Source organism: Bacillus sp. RIT 809 (genome assembly GCF_016892495.1).
In the GTDB taxonomy this organism is placed as follows: Bacteria; Bacillota; Bacilli; order Bacillales; family Bacillaceae_G; genus Bacillus_A; species Bacillus_A cereus_U.
The window spans coordinates 62,610-78,921 of record NZ_JAFEMR010000011.1; the positions used below are offsets into that span (position 1 = coordinate 62,610).

Sequence of the window (16,312 nt, forward strand, 5' to 3'; positions counted from 1 at the left end):
CTAAATAAAAAACCTAAATTCATACCAAAAATACAGCATAATTGTATTCTTGGTATGAATTTAGGTTTTGCCTGCCGAACAGTCACAATCCTATGTGAAAAGTATTCAATTACTGTTTATCTTTATCCACTTGTATTATAACTATGTTTGATAACGTTTTCAAGAGTTTTTTTGAATAAGGTTGATCTTTTTTAACCATATGCATAGCTTCGATACCACTTAATATATAGGTGACTGTTCGAAATGATTTCAATCCCAACATGGAACGGATCCTTTTTTTATAAAACGATGTTCTTGTTCCGCAATGGTGGTGGGGACGGCTATGCAACTGAAGTAGTAAAAGTAATAATAAATTATACTTTTACTGAATTAAAATTACCAAGGGGGATACTCCATTGAAGCAAAACCGACTAATTAAAATCATTAATTATCGATATAAGAATCATTAAAAAACAAAAAATCAGATTCTAAATATGATTGGAAATAAAAGTAAATATATGACCTATTTTTACACGTATCTCGGCTGTACCCCTATCCATCTGCGGATTCACAACTAGCACACCTGGTATATTTGCTAGTTCGTATAGCCGACTGCCCTGCTTTATACCTAATAGTTTTAGCGGTTTAGTAGCAGCTAAAACAACAGAACCTGGTCTTGCCGTATCGCTAACTACTGCTAACTTTGTTTGTAGTGGATCATAGCCTAATTTCACGCAAGAAACGGATGCGAAAAATGACACAAGGTCTAGGCAAAGTGAATAGTCATACACCGCATTATCCTACATAATAGAACGTTTGTTCTTATTATATTCCTATTTAACATAAATTTTCAACCTGTTTTACAAAAATACGTTCGTTTTTAGTTGGCATTTAATATTTCTCTATTCAATTTTATATTTCTTAACATTTAAATGATTTAATGTGATATGAAATATTGTTGATATATTTGTCATTGTAAGAAGAGATGGACATAACCTAAAGCAAGATTATACCTTTACAAACAGAAAAAAACTCCTTCCACGATTGGTGAAAGGAGTTGCCATACTTTGAAAGGGTATTCTCATTTTAATATATACAGTAAAAACTTGTATTGATAAAGTATACCTTTTGATACGAAAAATCCCCATGAAATTATTGTGAATTTATATTATTTTTCCATTTTATATTTATAAGAATAGCAGATTGGATGAAATTTGAGGGATCTTGTGGATTTTGAATAAAGTTTGATTAAACTTTATTTCAAAGCAACACTAAAAGTGCTCCTAAAGGCGATGCTGATTTTATTGCTCTGGCAATTTTTACTTCTACAAAATCTGATACGCATAAATCATTGTTTTGAGCACATAAAAAATAGACTGTAGGAAACATATAAAATATGTTTGCTACAGTCCCCATTCATCTTTCAATTAGTTTTTATATAACTTTATTTCTGAAGCTGAAGCAAATCCACCGTGTCCTGATACAACTTCAAGCTTTACATACTGAGCATTTACTTTACTGAAACTTGCATTCTTTGTAAGATTATTATCTTCCCACGTTCCAGTTGCAACTTTTGTAAAGTTAATTCCATCCATACTTGTGTATATATTATAACTAGTTATGTTACCATTAGGATTGCCACCTTGTCTTGGAACATAAGCCAATTGTGATATATTAGTAACTTCATTAAGCTTTAGCGTAATGTATGGAGCCTTATCGCTTCCATTCCAAAACGTATGCCACATTGTTGCAGGGTTTCCATCATTTGCATTTGTAGCAGCATTACCATTTGAATCTTGCTGACTTGAGAAACCTGCAATTGATAAGTTTTGGCGCGGTATTAATCCTGCTACAGAAGTATCAGTAAACTTTAAGTTAACAACATCGCCTGCTGGATTTAAACCAGTAGCAAATTTTCTAACTGTTAACGTAACATTTCCTGTTAAATTCGGTAAATTAGGAGCAGCTGGATTATATTTTGTCCAATGTGAACCTTGATCGATGCTGAATTCCATCGTACCGTCTAGACCAAAAACTGAGTTCTCATCATCATTTGCATAAACATTAACTTTACCAGCTTTTCCAATTGGAATTAATAAAGGCTGCTCTGTTCCAATCACTCTTGTTAAAATACCATCTGTTGAATTGATTGCTGAGATTTCTTCATTGCTCAGAAGCATATCATTGCTTGTAGCAGCTTTATACGTTTTTCCACCATCAATACTGTATTCCGTATCAGTTTTTATTCCCATTAATTTCCCTGCATTTGCTCCATCAAAACTAAACGTAGCAAGGCACAATCCTAAACTTGGCATTTGGGCTTTTATATTATTAGCTACTTGCTTCTCATTGACATTCGTTATTGTCGAGAATGCATTTAATATATTTAAAGTATATTGCTGAAGCTTAGCTCTATCACTTGTATTCAGAACATGGCTTTTTATTTGAGCAAGAAGATCCATCATCGGTCTTGGTTCATTAGCAAAAGAAGAAACGATACTGTTATTTAATTCTTGCCACTCAGCATCTGTTACATTTGGATTTTGTAACATGAGAGAAACGTAATCTTTCCATACTAAAACATTAATTGGTAGAATATTAGTAGCTGTTTTATAAATTGCATTTTTCTTAGCTGGTGAAGATATCGCTTTCGCTAACCAACGTAATCGCTCTGATTGATCTAGTTTTACTGAATCACGTTCAGCATTTTCAAATAATAATATGTTCGGTACTTGATTTTTCAAACTATTATCTGACCATGGAATAACAGTTACATCATGACGGCCCGATTCTCCCCATCCAAATATATCATTTCCTAAATTCCAAGAAGATGGTTTGTCATTCCATATGAGTGCACAATGTCCAGGCTGTGTAACAGGCATGGCTGCCACACCAAAGGCTTGACTTACTTGCACACCAAACTTTGAAATACCACCGCATACCGCACCATTTCTGTAAATTGAGGAAAGATTCCAACCTAAACCATAGAATGCATCATTTCCAGCTTGAACGCTAACTCCATCTTTGTTGTTTGTTACATACTGAATCAAATATGCACTTGTTCCTATCTTATCTTGACTTTTCAATTCGGGATGTTCCGTATTAATCATTTTTCTTGCCCATGTTAAATCTTCTTCTGGTGACCAAGTATTCACTACTAATCTTAAATGCCAAACATCATATGTTCTAAAGCAAGGAAGTAACTCACTATTTTGATCTGCTAATTTATAATGTTGGTACCTTGTTAATGGATTAATAGGTTTATTGTTTGTCCAATATTTTATAGGTTCAGCATGAGCTAACGATGTAGCTATAGCTAATTTTAAATACAATCCTTGGTGAGAATCTGCATCCGCATTCCATATTGTATTCCATATCTCAAGTGCATTTACAGGATTGTTTCCTGTGGGACTGCCACCTTCAAGGTATGTATTCATCACATCTGTATTTTTCATAGTCCAGCTAAGAAATTTCTGATGCTCAGCATCTTTTTTAGCGAATGTATTCATTGCTGCAGCACCTGTTTGTGAGATCAATTGCCACTGAGCCAAAGCTGCTGAAAATGCTGGGTCTGCAAGCTTATTTTGTAAACCCGCTCCAGTGATATTTCCAATCTTTACATTCAAATACGCACTGAGATAACTCAAATGACCCTCAAAATTACCATTTGCAATTGCCTGATCTGTCTTTTGGTTCAATGTTTCTAGATTGAATATTTCTAGATTAGATGACACCGTTTCAGCTGAAACTTTTGTATACGGAATTGTAGCAACACTCCCTAAAATAATTGGCATAGTTAATAATAAAGATGAAATTTTTTTCAAAATAATTCCCCCTTGTTTTATTTTTGACCTTTAACTGCTGCATTATCATCCTTTATATAAAATAATTCCCCACACCTAAAGGCATTAGGAATTAAACAGCCAACATGAATAAAATTTGGTAGTTTCCTAACCTTTCGGCAACTAGCTGACATAGTGGAATGCACCTTATTCCCTATAGGGGTCACCATATCAAAAAAAGAAAATTTTACGTTTAGACACATTTTAAGATGTTTTGTGTACCCCCTTTATCTTTGCAACAAAACCAAAACCCCCAAGAATCTTTGCTGCGAACAAAGAGTTCTTAGGGTTTTTATAGTTTATTTTTCTAGTTTTTTCTTAAAGAGATTTATCTTGTGTTTTTGTTTCATATTTTTCATATGACATTGTTTGTTTTGGTTTATCTTGATCGAATGGAATAAATTCCGCTTGTGCTGATGTATTGTAACCCATTTCTCCTATATAGTTAAAAGTTACGTTTTTCACTAAGACTTTTTTACCATTGTCATCAAAACTTAAATATGCTGGTAATGGTATATATGGTGTGTTTTTGAAGATAGTATATATGTCTTGTGAAGTTAGAGTAACTTCTTCGGTATGAACTACAGTTTGGTTATTATCTTTTTTAACTATAGGCAGTTTCAATTTTAGATCAGTTAAAGCCGCGTCAGTTTGGAATGACCCCGAAAAGTTCGCTTTTCCGACCCTAGTAAAATAATTCGTTGTTCCACCTGGGGCAGCAAGTACTTCCTGTGCCTTAAATGTAACAGTCTCTTCATTAGTAGCAGTATTTGTATCTGTATGTGAAAAATTAAATTCAGCACTAGCTTTAAATGATTGTTCAGCTTGAGCTACAAGAGCATTAACTTTAAAATTAGTTGAAGACTCAAATCCTAATTTAAACCCATATTGGTTTGTCGCAGTAACAGTATCTATACGCTTCATTGATTTTTCTGTTGTAAACTGTTTTTGTGTGATAGGAGTGCTATTTCTATAACTTAATAGCTCAATTTTACCCGCTTCTACTTCAGTAACTGTAGTTGGATTAACCGTAATATTTGTTCCAGTACTTGAAGCAGTCACTTTACTTAATTGATCTCTTAAACCATAATTAGTGGCAGGGTACTTTGTACCGTTTTCAATAGTTTCATTTTGTTCGTGTTGTATCCTTTCATCATCTGCTATTTTAAATTTATTACGTAATTCAGGTGAAGCTTCTATACCACTGCGTAACCTTACGAATAAAGCCTGTGTTATGTTTTCTGTAGAGTAAGTACTACCCTGACCAAATGAATCATTAACTACTGATGCTACTGGTGCTGCATCTGCATGAGATGCAGTTGGAAAAGTCACAACTCCTGTTCCTAGCATACATGCAAGTGGAGCAACCATTAATAATTTTTTGTATTTTTTCATTTGTCTCTCTCCTACCGTTATAGAATTTGTTTAGCATACTAGTAAAATCGTGTAATACAATTAAAATAATAACTTTTTATAAATGGGACAGTTTTGTGATTCGAAATCCCTTTTTAAAATGACTGAATATTAAGAAAGTTTAAATCGACATAATGTTACTTGCAACTTTACTAAACTCCTATTTAGTGTAATTTGCCCCTTTCTTAGTGGTCGTACCAGTTATGTTATTTATTAAAACATTAAATTTCCGCTGCGTATATAGTAAAATTTTGTCGTAAATAGTAGAATTTTATCTTATGTATTCGATAATTTTATTGTTACATTCTTAATATGAGTGAGAGGATATTATACTAATAAAATTAATGATGAATTCTATTGTAGTAATTATAATGATTACAACTTAATATATCCAATGAAAAAATAACTATATTAATTTAGAGGGGGTTAGTTTTTATTTTAGAAAAATACTTATAGAATAATTTAATGGTATTACTTATACTTTTTTACCTTTATTTTGGTATGTATAATTGCATGAAATGTGGATATATCAAATAATATATATTGTATTATATTATTAAGTTTTATAGAACAATACCCGATATTACTATTAATAAATGCTTAATTTACCATATTATTCAAAAATATCTTTATATAGTCATAAAAAACCTCTGAAATACAATTCATTCCAACCACCTCAATACTTGACATGAAGATAATAAAATGGATTCTTATCAATCCGTTATAACAAGAAATATTGAAACATGAAAAGGCCGCAAAGCCTTCTTGAAAAAGCGCTTTGCAGCCTTTTGGTTTCTTGTTTCGCTTGAAAAAAATGGTTTGCGTTTCCTTTCAAATTAACACCATGATATAAATATATCCATTGCCCTTTTACTTTGATATATGTTTCATGGACTCTTCAAGAGTCATTGGTTTGAGGTGAAATCAGATTCATTTGTCCAATTCAGAACCATACTGATGAACGCTACGCATAATAATTGTATAAGAAATGGATAAACCCCGTTTCTCCATCATTTTCACCAAATCACGTACCCTTTCTAGAGTAATAGAAACAATATGCCCAAGTTTTAGAGATTACTTACACGTATATTAAAGTTTTTGTACCAGAAACAGATACCAAGCTTATATTACGGTATATTTTTCACGATACTGTCTTGGAGTCATGTTTGTAATTTTTTTAAAAACCCTTATAAAATAACTTTGGTCATGAAAGTTAAGCAAAGTGAAAACATCTAATACTGGATATGTAGTTAGTGTTAATAATTTTTTTGCTTCTTCTACTCGTTCCCTTTGAATATATTCACTTAAAGGAATTCCCACTTCTTTTTTAAATAATTTAGATAAATAAGTAGGGGTAATCGCCAAATGATCAGCGAGTTTATTGAGAGATATTTCATTGTAAACATTTTTTCTAATATGATTCAGGCATGCAGTAATCGCTTTTGAATACTTTTGCGCATTGTATTCTTTCACACGATCTGCAAAAGTACGTAAAGCGTCTCCTGACAATCGCTTTACAGAGTCTACGTTATCTAGTTGTTCCATGGTTTGTATATACAAAAGACTAAGAGAAAAAGCAATATCTGATGGAAGGTTACCATCTATCGCATATCGAGTAGCTAGAGTAATCGCAATAATTCCAAGAACCTTTTGGTTTCTGAGTGGATCTGCTGCTAAAATAACCCCATCATCTTCTTTTGGAATTGCATACATATATTGTAACAACTTTTCTTTATTTCCTTCTTTGATTGCTAAAAAATAATTATGTACTAATGCCGTGTTGTGAGTTTCAGGATTATTTTGTTGGCGTTTTAAAATATATAAATCAGGTTTCACAATTTTATAGGGAACTTCCTCTAGCAATTTATTTTTTTCTAAAACGATACCTACATCTAACTTTTCATTGAAAATCATGTAATGCAATAAGATTCCGATATCAATTAAAGTAGTTTTTTTAATCTCAGGTAGACACTGATAATAGGCTAGTCTTTCATGAATTTTATTATTTGAGTTAAATTCTTTCCGAATTTTAAAGGTTATATCACCTGAGCCCTTTGGATGTATAGTAGGACCGATTATAATAGTCCCTTTTATATAATCATGATTTGCTATATGAATTAGGACGAAATTTTCAAGATAACTGTTACATCTGAAAAGTGGGAAGTTAATGGGATCATTTTCTTGATAAATGTCACTAAGATGTTCTTCTTTAGAAGAATAAAATGGACTACAAACATCATCAGAAATAGAATGATATAGAATTTTTTTGTCTGTAGATAAAATATGAACAGGTACATTAAAGGCTTTATGTGCGAGATCACACAAGTGTTGTATGTCGATGGAATTATTCATTACCTTCTCCTTTTAATTAGATTAAATGATAAATTTTTACATTGTTCCTTTATAGATTCATAAATTATTTGCCGTCAGGTATAACTCACGACAAAATATTACTATGAAATATCAAAATAGTACAATTCTCGACAAAATATCACTATATTTTTTTATGAAAATCATAAATTATTTAATGGTTACAACAGATGAAAGTAGAAACAAAGAGTTGGCAAATAATCTGTCTAAAATACGTGAAGAAAATGACAAGTTAATAAAAAGTTTAGAATCAACGTTAAGCTCCCAACAAGAAAAGAAATTATATGAAAATTTCAAAGCAAATTTCGGCGAGTTAAGACCGAAAATGAAAGAAGCACAAAATTTATCAATGCAAAACAAAAACGAAGAGGCTTATGCTTATTATTTAAAAGAAGTTAAGCCTGCTATGCAAAAATCAATTAATTCTATTCAAGAATTCGCTAATTCTAATAGAAACCAAGCAGAACAATTACAGGAACAAAATGCTAGCAGCGCCAAAACTGCAATAATGATTTATATTCTTATTTCAGTTTTGGGGACTGCAATTATTATATGTATTGGATATGTCATTAAAACAGCTATTCAACGTCCAATTACTTTATTACAGCATGATATAAAACAAGTAGCAGATGGAAATTTAGTAATACGTACTTCCTATCAAGCAAATGATGAATTAGGAGCTATTGTTACCTCTTTTAATAACATGTTAGATAATTTACAACATTTAATTGAGAAAATACAAGTAACGACATACGAAGTTATCTCCTCTACTGACAGTATGTTGCAGAATACAAAACAGGCATCTAAAATATCTAACGAAGCTGTTTTAACAATTAATGAAGTAAATAAACAAATAGAAGGACAAGTTACTAATATTCATGAAAGTTCAACAGCGATGAATGACCTAACAAATGGAGTTCAATCAGTAGCTGAATCAGCAGCAACTGTTGCTGAAGTATCTGTCGCTACAACAGATCGTGTAAATAATGGTAGTAAAGTAATCAAGCAATCTATTACTCAAATGAATAATGTGCATGCAGTTGTTGAAGAAACATCTACGGTGATAGAACGTCTTATTATGCGTACACAGCATATAGATAAAGCTTTAGACGCGATTACAAATATTGCGGAACAAACAAATCTGCTTGCTTTAAATGCTGCAATCGAAGCAGCACGTGCAGGAGAAAATGGAAAAGGATTTGCAGTTGTTGCAGCTGAAGTGAGAGATTTAGCTGAACAATCCAAGCAATCCGCAAATGAAATTAATGATTTAATTAAATCGATCCAGCAAGATACAAAAGATACTGTTCAAATCATGAGAAAAGAACACGAAGAAGCTATCCAAGGAAGAAATGCTGCTAATGAAGCAGACGAAGCCTTTTCAACAATCATGAAAGACATTCATAAGATAACGCGTCAAATCCAAGAAGTATCAGCTACAACAGAAGAAATGTCTGCTGGAACTGAAGAAATTAACGCTTCACTATCAGTAGTATCAGAAACTTCTACAAGAGTAGCGAAAGATACAAATTAAACCGTACAAGCCATTCAAACTCAAGCATCAGCCATTACAGAAATAACAAATCAATCCATGCAAATAAGGAAAAAAAATACAGAATTAGAAGGCTTAATTTCACGATTTAAAATTAAAGAATAAAAAAAATAAAAGGAAGAAACAATTAATTTAAGCTTGATTGATATGTGGTTCCGCCCCATCGCTATCAGGCTATCAAATCAACAAATCAAAATACCCCTAAAATGAAAAAATACGCTATTCTTTCTGTAGAATCAATCGAACGAATTCGTTCGATATCTTTTATTTAGATAAAAACCACCGATTCATTAAATCGGTGGTCTTATGTTTATATATTATATATTTGTATCAGTATCGAATTTTTCCAGTACTTTTAATAAAATAGTTAAAATGATTGTGGACACAATAGCTACAATTAAAATACCATGAGGTGATAACTGTACCGAAGTTAATCCGATTTTTGCGATTCCAAAATATCCAACATAAGTAGCTAAGAATGATGTAACTACTGAAATTGTAAATCCTAAAAATCCCAACTCGTCTAATTTTTTCTCAGTCAGTCCACATACACTTAAAATCTTAGTAAAAATAGTCGCAACGAGGAATAATCCGATAGATAAAAGGAATAATGACATTGCTCCAGGATATACAATTTCATCTGGCATCCATTTTCCTAATGCTAGCATTAAAAATGCAGGTAGGAAAAGTGGTAAAAACAGTCCTAGAATTATTACTAAGACCGCTGTTTTATTCGGGGTTTCATTATTATTTTGATTACTCATAAATCCTCCTAAATACTAAGATGAAAAATAACTTCTTAAAGAGTTCAATATATATTACCACATTAAAATCACCGAATTGATATTATTTTTTATTCAGAAAATGGAGCGGGTTATCTACTGTTTGTAAGCTGGGTACTCGGTGTTTTACTGTATACGTTATTTAGGGTTACCGCCAGTATTTCGGAAAAAAACCACGCTAAAAGCATGCAAGATTTTATGCGAAAAATCGGGAGACATAGGGAACTATCGGGAGGCCAAAAGGCGCGCTAAAATAGGAATGTATAAAAAAATGCATAGTATCATAGAAAAAGAGAAAGGCGGATTCCTTGTGAGATTAGGATTCTGCCATGTCCTTGCTACCGATAATGATGTGTTATGTTAACTAGATTTGTATATAATATTCATATGGAGTATGCACAAAATTTTATCGTTTGAGGAGATTAAAAATGTCAATTTTAAGAGAATTTGACTTACATACTTATGATATGGAAGACCCTTTTAAGGATAGAGAGTTTAATAATCAAGTTCGTTGTATTGCAGCTTTATATGAAAGACTTTTTAGAAAATATAAATTCAAAAACGAGGTCTGTTGGAAAATACTTATTGAATGTACAAATGATTTAAGTAAACAGCATGAAAGGCTTATAAAATCAGACGTATATGAGATCTATACTCATTTTGATGTAAAGCATTTCTTTACATTATCTGACTGTGAGAAAAAGAAGCTGATTCTCGAAACTCTACAAGAAGGAGTTAGATTAGTCGTTGAGAAAGAAGGCTGGGATTCATATATATTTGAAGAAGTTTACAAAGAAATTATTAAACTAGATTACCAAAATAGCTATATATACGATAGACCTAAATCAAGTCCCACACGTCAATATAAAGCAGAAATTTTTTGTGAGCATACAGTACATTCCTTTGATATCAGTATTATTATCAGAGATAAAACAGGTAGGGAGTTAAAGCGAGAAAAAGTCAAATCTGAAGTGCCAGACGAGTGGGAATTTGTGAAACATCTCGGTAAATTAAGATGGATTTCTCATGAGGAGGTAGCCATTATAAATAAGACAGGTAAACCTAAATGGATTGTCCAATTATAAAGCATTAATCAACTTCCGATATCGAAATTTATGTAAATAAGCTAGCATTGGTCTAGCTTTTTTTTTTTCTTTATACACGTTTTAGTACCTTTATTTATAGTATTTTGAATGTATACTTTTCTATTAGTTTTTGAGGGGAATGGGTGAGTTGTGATAAAGTCAATGTTTAAAGGGAAATGAAAGTAAACTTTTGGCTAAAAGTTTACATTCGGATTTCGAATCATTTATAGCTAATTTTGTAATATATTTCTCAATATAGATATACTTATTAATTATGGTTTTAATATTCAAAATTAACAAAAATTGAAGTATTATAAAAATATGGTGGTTATTCCTTTTGTTTACTCCTTGTGCTAAAGATAAGATTGTGTTCCCGATCTTATCTTTTTTCTTTGTAGATTTTTGATACAAAAAAAGGAATCCTTATAATATTATAAGGATTCTGCAACAGGTAATAACAAAAATATAAATAATAAAAAGAATTACTTATATTATTGCTTATATGTTAATAACGTACAGTGTACCAGTTAAAATGTGTTCAAATTGTGTCTTAACGTACAATTTTCTTTCTTTGATATGGTGAGGCCTATTAGCTATTCCTGATTAGATTCTAATAATTCCTTTACCTTTTCTTCATTCGGAAACAATTCCTTATATTTATGACTTTCCATATCTAACTCTGGAAGATTGGGTGAAACTACTAGCATGCCTCTAGGCATATATGCTACATTTCTTCGATAAAATCTCGGACCATAACAGCCTTCTAAACCATAATAGTACGGAACATCTAAATAATTCTTTAGCTCCTGCGAGTTAATCTCTTCTCTTAAAGATATTTCTACTAAAGTTTTAACGTTTGATTCTATCCTCAAAGAACCATCCACAATAAACTTTTCTAAGCTATTATAATCAACAATTTGTACGTCTCCATATTTCTCTCCAGATCTATAATGACCACTAATGATAATAAATGGAACTATCTTTACTCCGGCAAATTCCTCTTCACTCATTCCAATTGTTTCACAGAATTCTTTCTTTTCCTCTTTAACATACATTAAAATCTTCTCTATTTGACTATGCGCTTTTTTTAATACTTTATTAGCACCCCGATAATCATTTAGATCAATTGGGTCTAAATGATTTTTAACTTCGGCTAGGAATAAATACTTCTCGTCCCAAGCGATAACATCTATATCTCCCTTAACATTACCCTTTTTTTGAGCTGAATTATAATTAAAATTATAATCAGCATTATAAACTTTCAAATTGGCCTTTTGTAATAAATTTCTATTCTCTTCTTCAAAAATAAGCCCTTTCGATGACATATCAATTTGCAATAACTGCAAATGCTTAATAAATGTCATATAAACATTATTGGCTAAAAAAAGACTAGGAATAATTACAACTGAATCTCCATTTCTAACCAATGGCTTATAATACAAATCAAATACCTTATCTTTTCCAAATGTAAAAAAATCTATCCACTTTTCAAAGTCACTTATGGTCAACTTCCGACCTAAAACCTTAGATAGCAATAATTCATATTGCCAATACAAAGCTTTTATTGAAATGCTTAAAAATGGGCACTTCGGTTTTTTTTTATACTTATCGATATAATACTCTGTCGCATTATAATATATATCAGCGAAATTCCTAATACACATATAGAATATAAAGGCTTCTCGAAGGTTAACATCGTTATAACGGATTTCTGAAAGTTTTCTCACTCTAAGAAGCTTTGCTATTTTAACAGTTTCAATTTCCCCAGCATTGACAGAATTAATCAGATGGTCATAAACATCCTCCAGCAAATCTAACTTTAAATAAAAATGTTCACCTTCAAATTTTAGTCCCATCACATTTTCATAATCTATCTCATCTTTGTAGAGATTATCTTGTGCTAATTCAATTGTGAATTTTCTATTTAAAGAATTTTCTCTCATAGACGGCAAATTATACCTGATGAATTCAATTGGATCTATATACTGGAATTCGGTAAAATCTTTTCCATCTTTTATTTCCATATCGTTGAGATACATTTCATCGGATAACCAATATAAAAAATTCAAGTTAATAAAGGTCTTCCATATGTCCTCGTCCATTGATAAAGGCTTCAGTCGAACAATATCCTTTTCCTTGAAGTTCTTTTTATTAAATTCTTTATTCAGGGACATATTGTGCCATCTTTCTAATACCATATTCAAAGCTTCTATTACATTCTGGTATAGTGCCTCTCGCTGCATGCCGATATGTTCACTAATATTATATGGATTATCAATTTTTTGACTTACAATCTGATGATTGAGATTTTCAAATGCGTTTAATATTTTATATAAAGCAATTGTTTGATTATTATTCTTTAATTTATCACAGAGGTCATCTAAGTTTGAGATTAGGGTCTCGAACTGATTATTGATATATGTGCATTGCAACAAATAATTTTGTAAGTTTTGTATCTCTTTTTCTCTTAGTAATTTTATTAATGGACTACAAAACAACTTATTTATCTTTTTGTCACTTGTCATATTAATCAATATCCTTTTACCTTTTAACTCCATTTTAAAAGATTCACTTGAAAAGTTATTATCTTCGATGCTTTTTTCAATATATTCCTTAAATTTTTCAAAAGCAACTTTATATTTCTTTTTTTCTAGCAATTTTTTTACATCATTATAAATATTCATTACCATTCCTCCCTTATTTGAAACATTACTTATTTCATTCACTTTATAGACTTGAATACATCAGAAGGTTTAATACAAATTATAGATATATTCTAACAATTAATTTTAAATTTAGTAAGCAATAGTTTTGCTCTAGGTCTTATATTACTATTTTCCCTTTATGTTGGTTTGAATTAAAGTTTAATCAAAATGTGTGGATTTTAATTTTGGATTCCTTAAGTTTTTATAAAAAAGATTGAACATTTTATGTGGTCTACTTCAATAAATGCAGTTGTCAGTTTAACTATATTCCTTCATGATTAGCGTATAAATTTCACTTTTAAAAAGAAACATTTTGTTCAATTGCCTAACAGAACAAGATAACACGCCTAACTCATGTGTCCAAATTGTATCTAAACGTACAATTTTCTTTTTTTGATATGGTGAGGTCATGAAGTAAGCTTATTCCCCTTTTTTCGGTGGATGTGCAAAGATACCCTTTTTTTATTTTCTCCGACAAAATATGACAAAGTAATGTTATTTTGTTTGCTACGATTGGATGAGAAATCTTATATTTTTATTTATTTGAGTATTTAAATGCATAGGGGGATTAGATGATGAAAGAATTCAAGGCTTATAACGGGACAATGATAATCGATGAAGAGAAGATAACCATTAAACCTTCAAAGATTATGGGTATGGGCAAAAGAGTTATGGAGATATACTTTGAAGATATTAAGAAAATACAGTTTGAAAAACCAAAATTACTCACCAATGGATACATTCGTTTTGAATTAGTTAGTAAATCTGGTACTAGGAAAACTAAATTCGAAGTAACTCAAGAAGAAAATGCAGTGTTTTTCAAAAAAAAGCAGATGAAAAGTATGGAAGAAGCTAAGAAATTGATAGAGAGTTATTTGTAATTGAAGGAGCGGTAAAAATGAAAAGAAAATTACTTACAGCATTAACTTGTGGTGCTTTACTTATGGGCCTGGCTGCTTGTGGTTCGAACGAAAAGACAAGCACTGATGTGCAAACCAAAGAAAAAGATCAACCACAACAAGAAGTAAAAAAAGAAACATCAAATAAACCTAAAGATACAGCTGTAAAGATGGACGATGGTCGTAACGTTAACATGGAGATTTACAACAAATACAACGTAAAATATCAGTCTCACGAGCCAACTACAAAGGATAAGGATGCAATGGAGCACTTTGAAAAAATGGCCCAAAAACACAATTTGTCCGTTCCTGAATACATTTCAAAAGAAGATGAAATTGTTGCGGCGAATGTTCAAAAAGAAAAACAATCGTCTAATAAAGTAGAATTCAATGAAGAAGGAAAGAAAATGGCTTTAGAGCAAGTCCGACAAAATCCACAAGTTCGAGATGCTCACATTGAAGTACAAGGTAAAAAAATCATCATGGCTGTTATTGTAAGTGCATCAGTCGATAAAGATACTGCTAAAGAAATTGGAGATAACTTCGTCCGTAATCTAGGTGCATTCTCTGGAGGTAAACCCCCAGAAAAATATTACTACGGAGAAATATTTGATAACTACGATTTACAAATTGGTGTAGGGACTAGTCCTGATAACATTATTGTTCAAGGTGCTAAAGTAACAACAGCTAAAAGAATTACATGGTAACTCAATACATATGATTAAAATTAACGTGATTCAAGTCGGAGGAAGGCACCTTAGGGTGTCTTTTCTTTATGGGATCCTGCCAACCCAAAAATGTCTTAGCGTGGGTTTTATGTCATTGTGTTGGCGGGACCTCCAATACAAATAATACATTATCCATTTAGCGGATTAATTCAACATAAAGCTAAATGTAGACTATTGAAGTAGTGTTTTATCTTTTATTAATTATTACGGTACGTGAAATTATTATACATTGCAATTAAAAGCCCCCATAGGGGGCCCACCAACATAACGCGAATTTCGTACGCTAAGAAAAAAACTCTGCTACATATGTAATGTAAGCAAAGTTTTTTTAAATTGTTTAATTCTCGCTCCACTATCAGCTTTGTTTACTAACACTTTAATTGTTTTAACAGCCTTTCGTTTAATTCCCACAATGCTGTTTTGTTACTATCCCATTTCAAAAGCGTTATTGCTTCCTCAAAACATAGCCATTTATAATTGAAGTGTTCTTTGGATAATTCAATATTTTTTGTAGGAACTTTAACTCCAAAAGAAAATTCTTTTATTACATAAACATCTTCTCCCCAAAGAAAACCACCAACTACATCCTCTACAGGTAGTGAAGACACAGAATCTAGTTTTATATAAGGACATTCTCTTATAATACCAGCCTCTTCAAACGCTTCCCGTTTTGCTGATTCAATAGGAATCTCACCATCTTCTCCACCACCAGCTATTCCTTGCCAATAACCATAATCACTTCGATTAAAAATGGCATATTGAATGGAATCGTCAGTTTTTATATAAGGAAATATCAATACTTGATACGGTGCTCTCATTGCTTAACCTCCTCCCGAAAAAATATGAACAATTTATTCACTAACTTGCTATTTTAGTAAACAAAGAGCCGACATCAAAATTCTACATTAATAATGCAGGTTTATGGTGTCTGCTCTCCATTTTTAAAGAATTTTATTT

General features: G+C 31.5%; 12 protein-coding genes and 1 pseudogene. 4 read left to right on the forward strand and 9 right to left on the reverse strand.

Translation table 11 applies throughout. The annotated features are described in order from the left end of the window. Window positions 1–109: 109 nt before the first annotated feature. The 6 genes and pseudogenes from JTF23_RS28330 to JTF23_RS13755 form a co-directional block, all read right to left on the reverse strand. A pseudogene (locus JTF23_RS28330) lies at window positions 110–306 on the reverse strand (hypothetical protein); the annotation flags it as partial. A 161-nt stretch (window positions 307–467) separates the two neighbouring features. Further along, a complete protein-coding gene (locus JTF23_RS13735) occupies window positions 468–770 on the reverse strand; it encodes a Y-family DNA polymerase (RefSeq protein WP_335470708.1) in 303 nt (100 codons plus the stop codon). A 636-nt stretch (window positions 771–1,406) separates the two neighbouring features. After that, window positions 1,407–3,803, reverse strand: coding sequence for a discoidin domain-containing protein (locus JTF23_RS13740; RefSeq protein ID WP_204208986.1), 2,397 nt, complete (start codon window positions 3,801–3,803; stop codon window positions 1,407–1,409). 336 nt (window positions 3,804–4,139) lie between these two features. Further along, on the reverse strand, window positions 4,140–5,216 hold the full coding sequence (locus JTF23_RS13745; RefSeq protein ID WP_204208987.1) for an ETX/MTX2 family pore-forming toxin: 1,077 nt from the start codon (window positions 5,214–5,216) through the stop codon (window positions 4,140–4,142). A 739-nt stretch (window positions 5,217–5,955) separates the two neighbouring features. Then, complete coding sequence (locus JTF23_RS28335; protein ID WP_141528825.1) at window positions 5,956–6,114, reverse strand: hypothetical protein; 159 nt, start codon at window positions 6,112–6,114, stop codon at window positions 5,956–5,958. Between the two features lie 242 nt (window positions 6,115–6,356). Continuing rightward, complete coding sequence (locus JTF23_RS13755; protein ID WP_204208988.1) at window positions 6,357–7,586, reverse strand: helix-turn-helix domain-containing protein; 1,230 nt, start codon at window positions 7,584–7,586, stop codon at window positions 6,357–6,359. Between the two features lie 175 nt (window positions 7,587–7,761). On the opposite strand from JTF23_RS13755, the gene JTF23_RS13760 reads away from it, so the two are divergent. After that, window positions 7,762–9,138: a HAMP domain-containing methyl-accepting chemotaxis protein gene (locus JTF23_RS13760; RefSeq protein WP_374100899.1), complete on the forward strand. Its 1,377-nt coding sequence runs from the start codon at window positions 7,762–7,764 to the stop codon at window positions 9,136–9,138. Between the two features lie 335 nt (window positions 9,139–9,473). On the opposite strand, the gene JTF23_RS13765 is transcribed toward JTF23_RS13760, so the two are convergent. After that, window positions 9,474–9,920 carry an epimerase gene (locus tag JTF23_RS13765; RefSeq protein WP_098322761.1) on the reverse strand — a complete coding sequence of 149 codons (447 nt, stop codon included), beginning with the start codon at window positions 9,918–9,920 and terminating at the stop codon, window positions 9,474–9,476. Between the two features lie 446 nt (window positions 9,921–10,366). Between JTF23_RS13765 and JTF23_RS13770 the strand changes: the two genes are divergently transcribed. Continuing rightward, the gene (locus tag JTF23_RS13770; protein WP_204208989.1) at window positions 10,367–11,023 is read left to right on the forward strand and encodes a hypothetical protein; all 657 of its coding nucleotides are present in this window, start codon (window positions 10,367–10,369) and stop codon (window positions 11,021–11,023) included. A gap of 593 nt (window positions 11,024–11,616) precedes the next feature. On the opposite strand, the gene JTF23_RS13775 is transcribed toward JTF23_RS13770, so the two are convergent. Further along, window positions 11,617–13,707, reverse strand: a complete 2,091-nt coding sequence (locus JTF23_RS13775) for a hypothetical protein (protein ID WP_204208990.1) — start codon at window positions 13,705–13,707, stop codon at window positions 11,617–11,619. 596 nt (window positions 13,708–14,303) lie between these two features. On the opposite strand from JTF23_RS13775, the gene JTF23_RS13780 reads away from it, so the two are divergent. Both JTF23_RS13780 and JTF23_RS27815 read left to right on the forward strand, forming a co-directional pair. After that, on the forward strand, window positions 14,304–14,609 hold the full coding sequence (locus tag JTF23_RS13780) for a DUF4429 domain-containing protein (protein WP_252188020.1): 306 nt from the start codon (window positions 14,304–14,306) through the stop codon (window positions 14,607–14,609). Window positions 14,610–14,626: 17 nt separating this feature from the next. Next, window positions 14,627–15,334, forward strand: coding sequence for a hypothetical protein (locus JTF23_RS27815; RefSeq protein WP_252188021.1), 708 nt, complete (start codon window positions 14,627–14,629; stop codon window positions 15,332–15,334). Between the two features lie 389 nt (window positions 15,335–15,723). On the opposite strand, the gene JTF23_RS13790 is transcribed toward JTF23_RS27815, so the two are convergent. Then, window positions 15,724–16,173, reverse strand: a complete 450-nt coding sequence (locus JTF23_RS13790) for an NUDIX hydrolase (protein WP_204208992.1) — start codon at window positions 16,171–16,173, stop codon at window positions 15,724–15,726. Window positions 16,174–16,312: the final 139 nt, after the last annotated feature.

Excerpts from the sequence above, each read along its gene's own strand:
- JTF23_RS13745 (WP_204208987.1), bottom strand. The coding sequence starts at position 5,216 with ATGAAAAAATACAAAAAATTATTAATGGTTGCTCCACTTGCATGTATG.
- JTF23_RS13755 (WP_204208988.1), bottom strand. The coding sequence starts at position 7,586 with ATGAATAATTCCATCGACATACAACACTTGTGTGATCTCGCACATAAA.
- JTF23_RS13760 (WP_374100899.1), top strand. The coding sequence starts at position 7,762 with ATGGTTACAACAGATGAAAGTAGAAACAAAGAGTTGGCAAATAATCTG.
- JTF23_RS13765 (WP_098322761.1), bottom strand. The coding sequence starts at position 9,920 with ATGAGTAATCAAAATAATAATGAAACCCCGAATAAAACAGCGGTCTTA.
- JTF23_RS13770 (WP_204208989.1), top strand. The coding sequence starts at position 10,367 with ATGTCAATTTTAAGAGAATTTGACTTACATACTTATGATATGGAAGAC.
- JTF23_RS13775 (WP_204208990.1), bottom strand. The coding sequence starts at position 13,707 with ATGAATATTTATAATGATGTAAAAAAATTGCTAGAAAAAAAGAAATAT.
- JTF23_RS13780 (WP_252188020.1), top strand. The coding sequence starts at position 14,304 with ATGAAAGAATTCAAGGCTTATAACGGGACAATGATAATCGATGAAGAG.
- JTF23_RS27815 (WP_252188021.1), top strand. The coding sequence starts at position 14,627 with ATGAAAAGAAAATTACTTACAGCATTAACTTGTGGTGCTTTACTTATG.
- JTF23_RS13790 (WP_204208992.1), bottom strand. The coding sequence starts at position 16,173 with ATGAGAGCACCGTATCAAGTATTGATATTTCCTTATATAAAAACTGAC.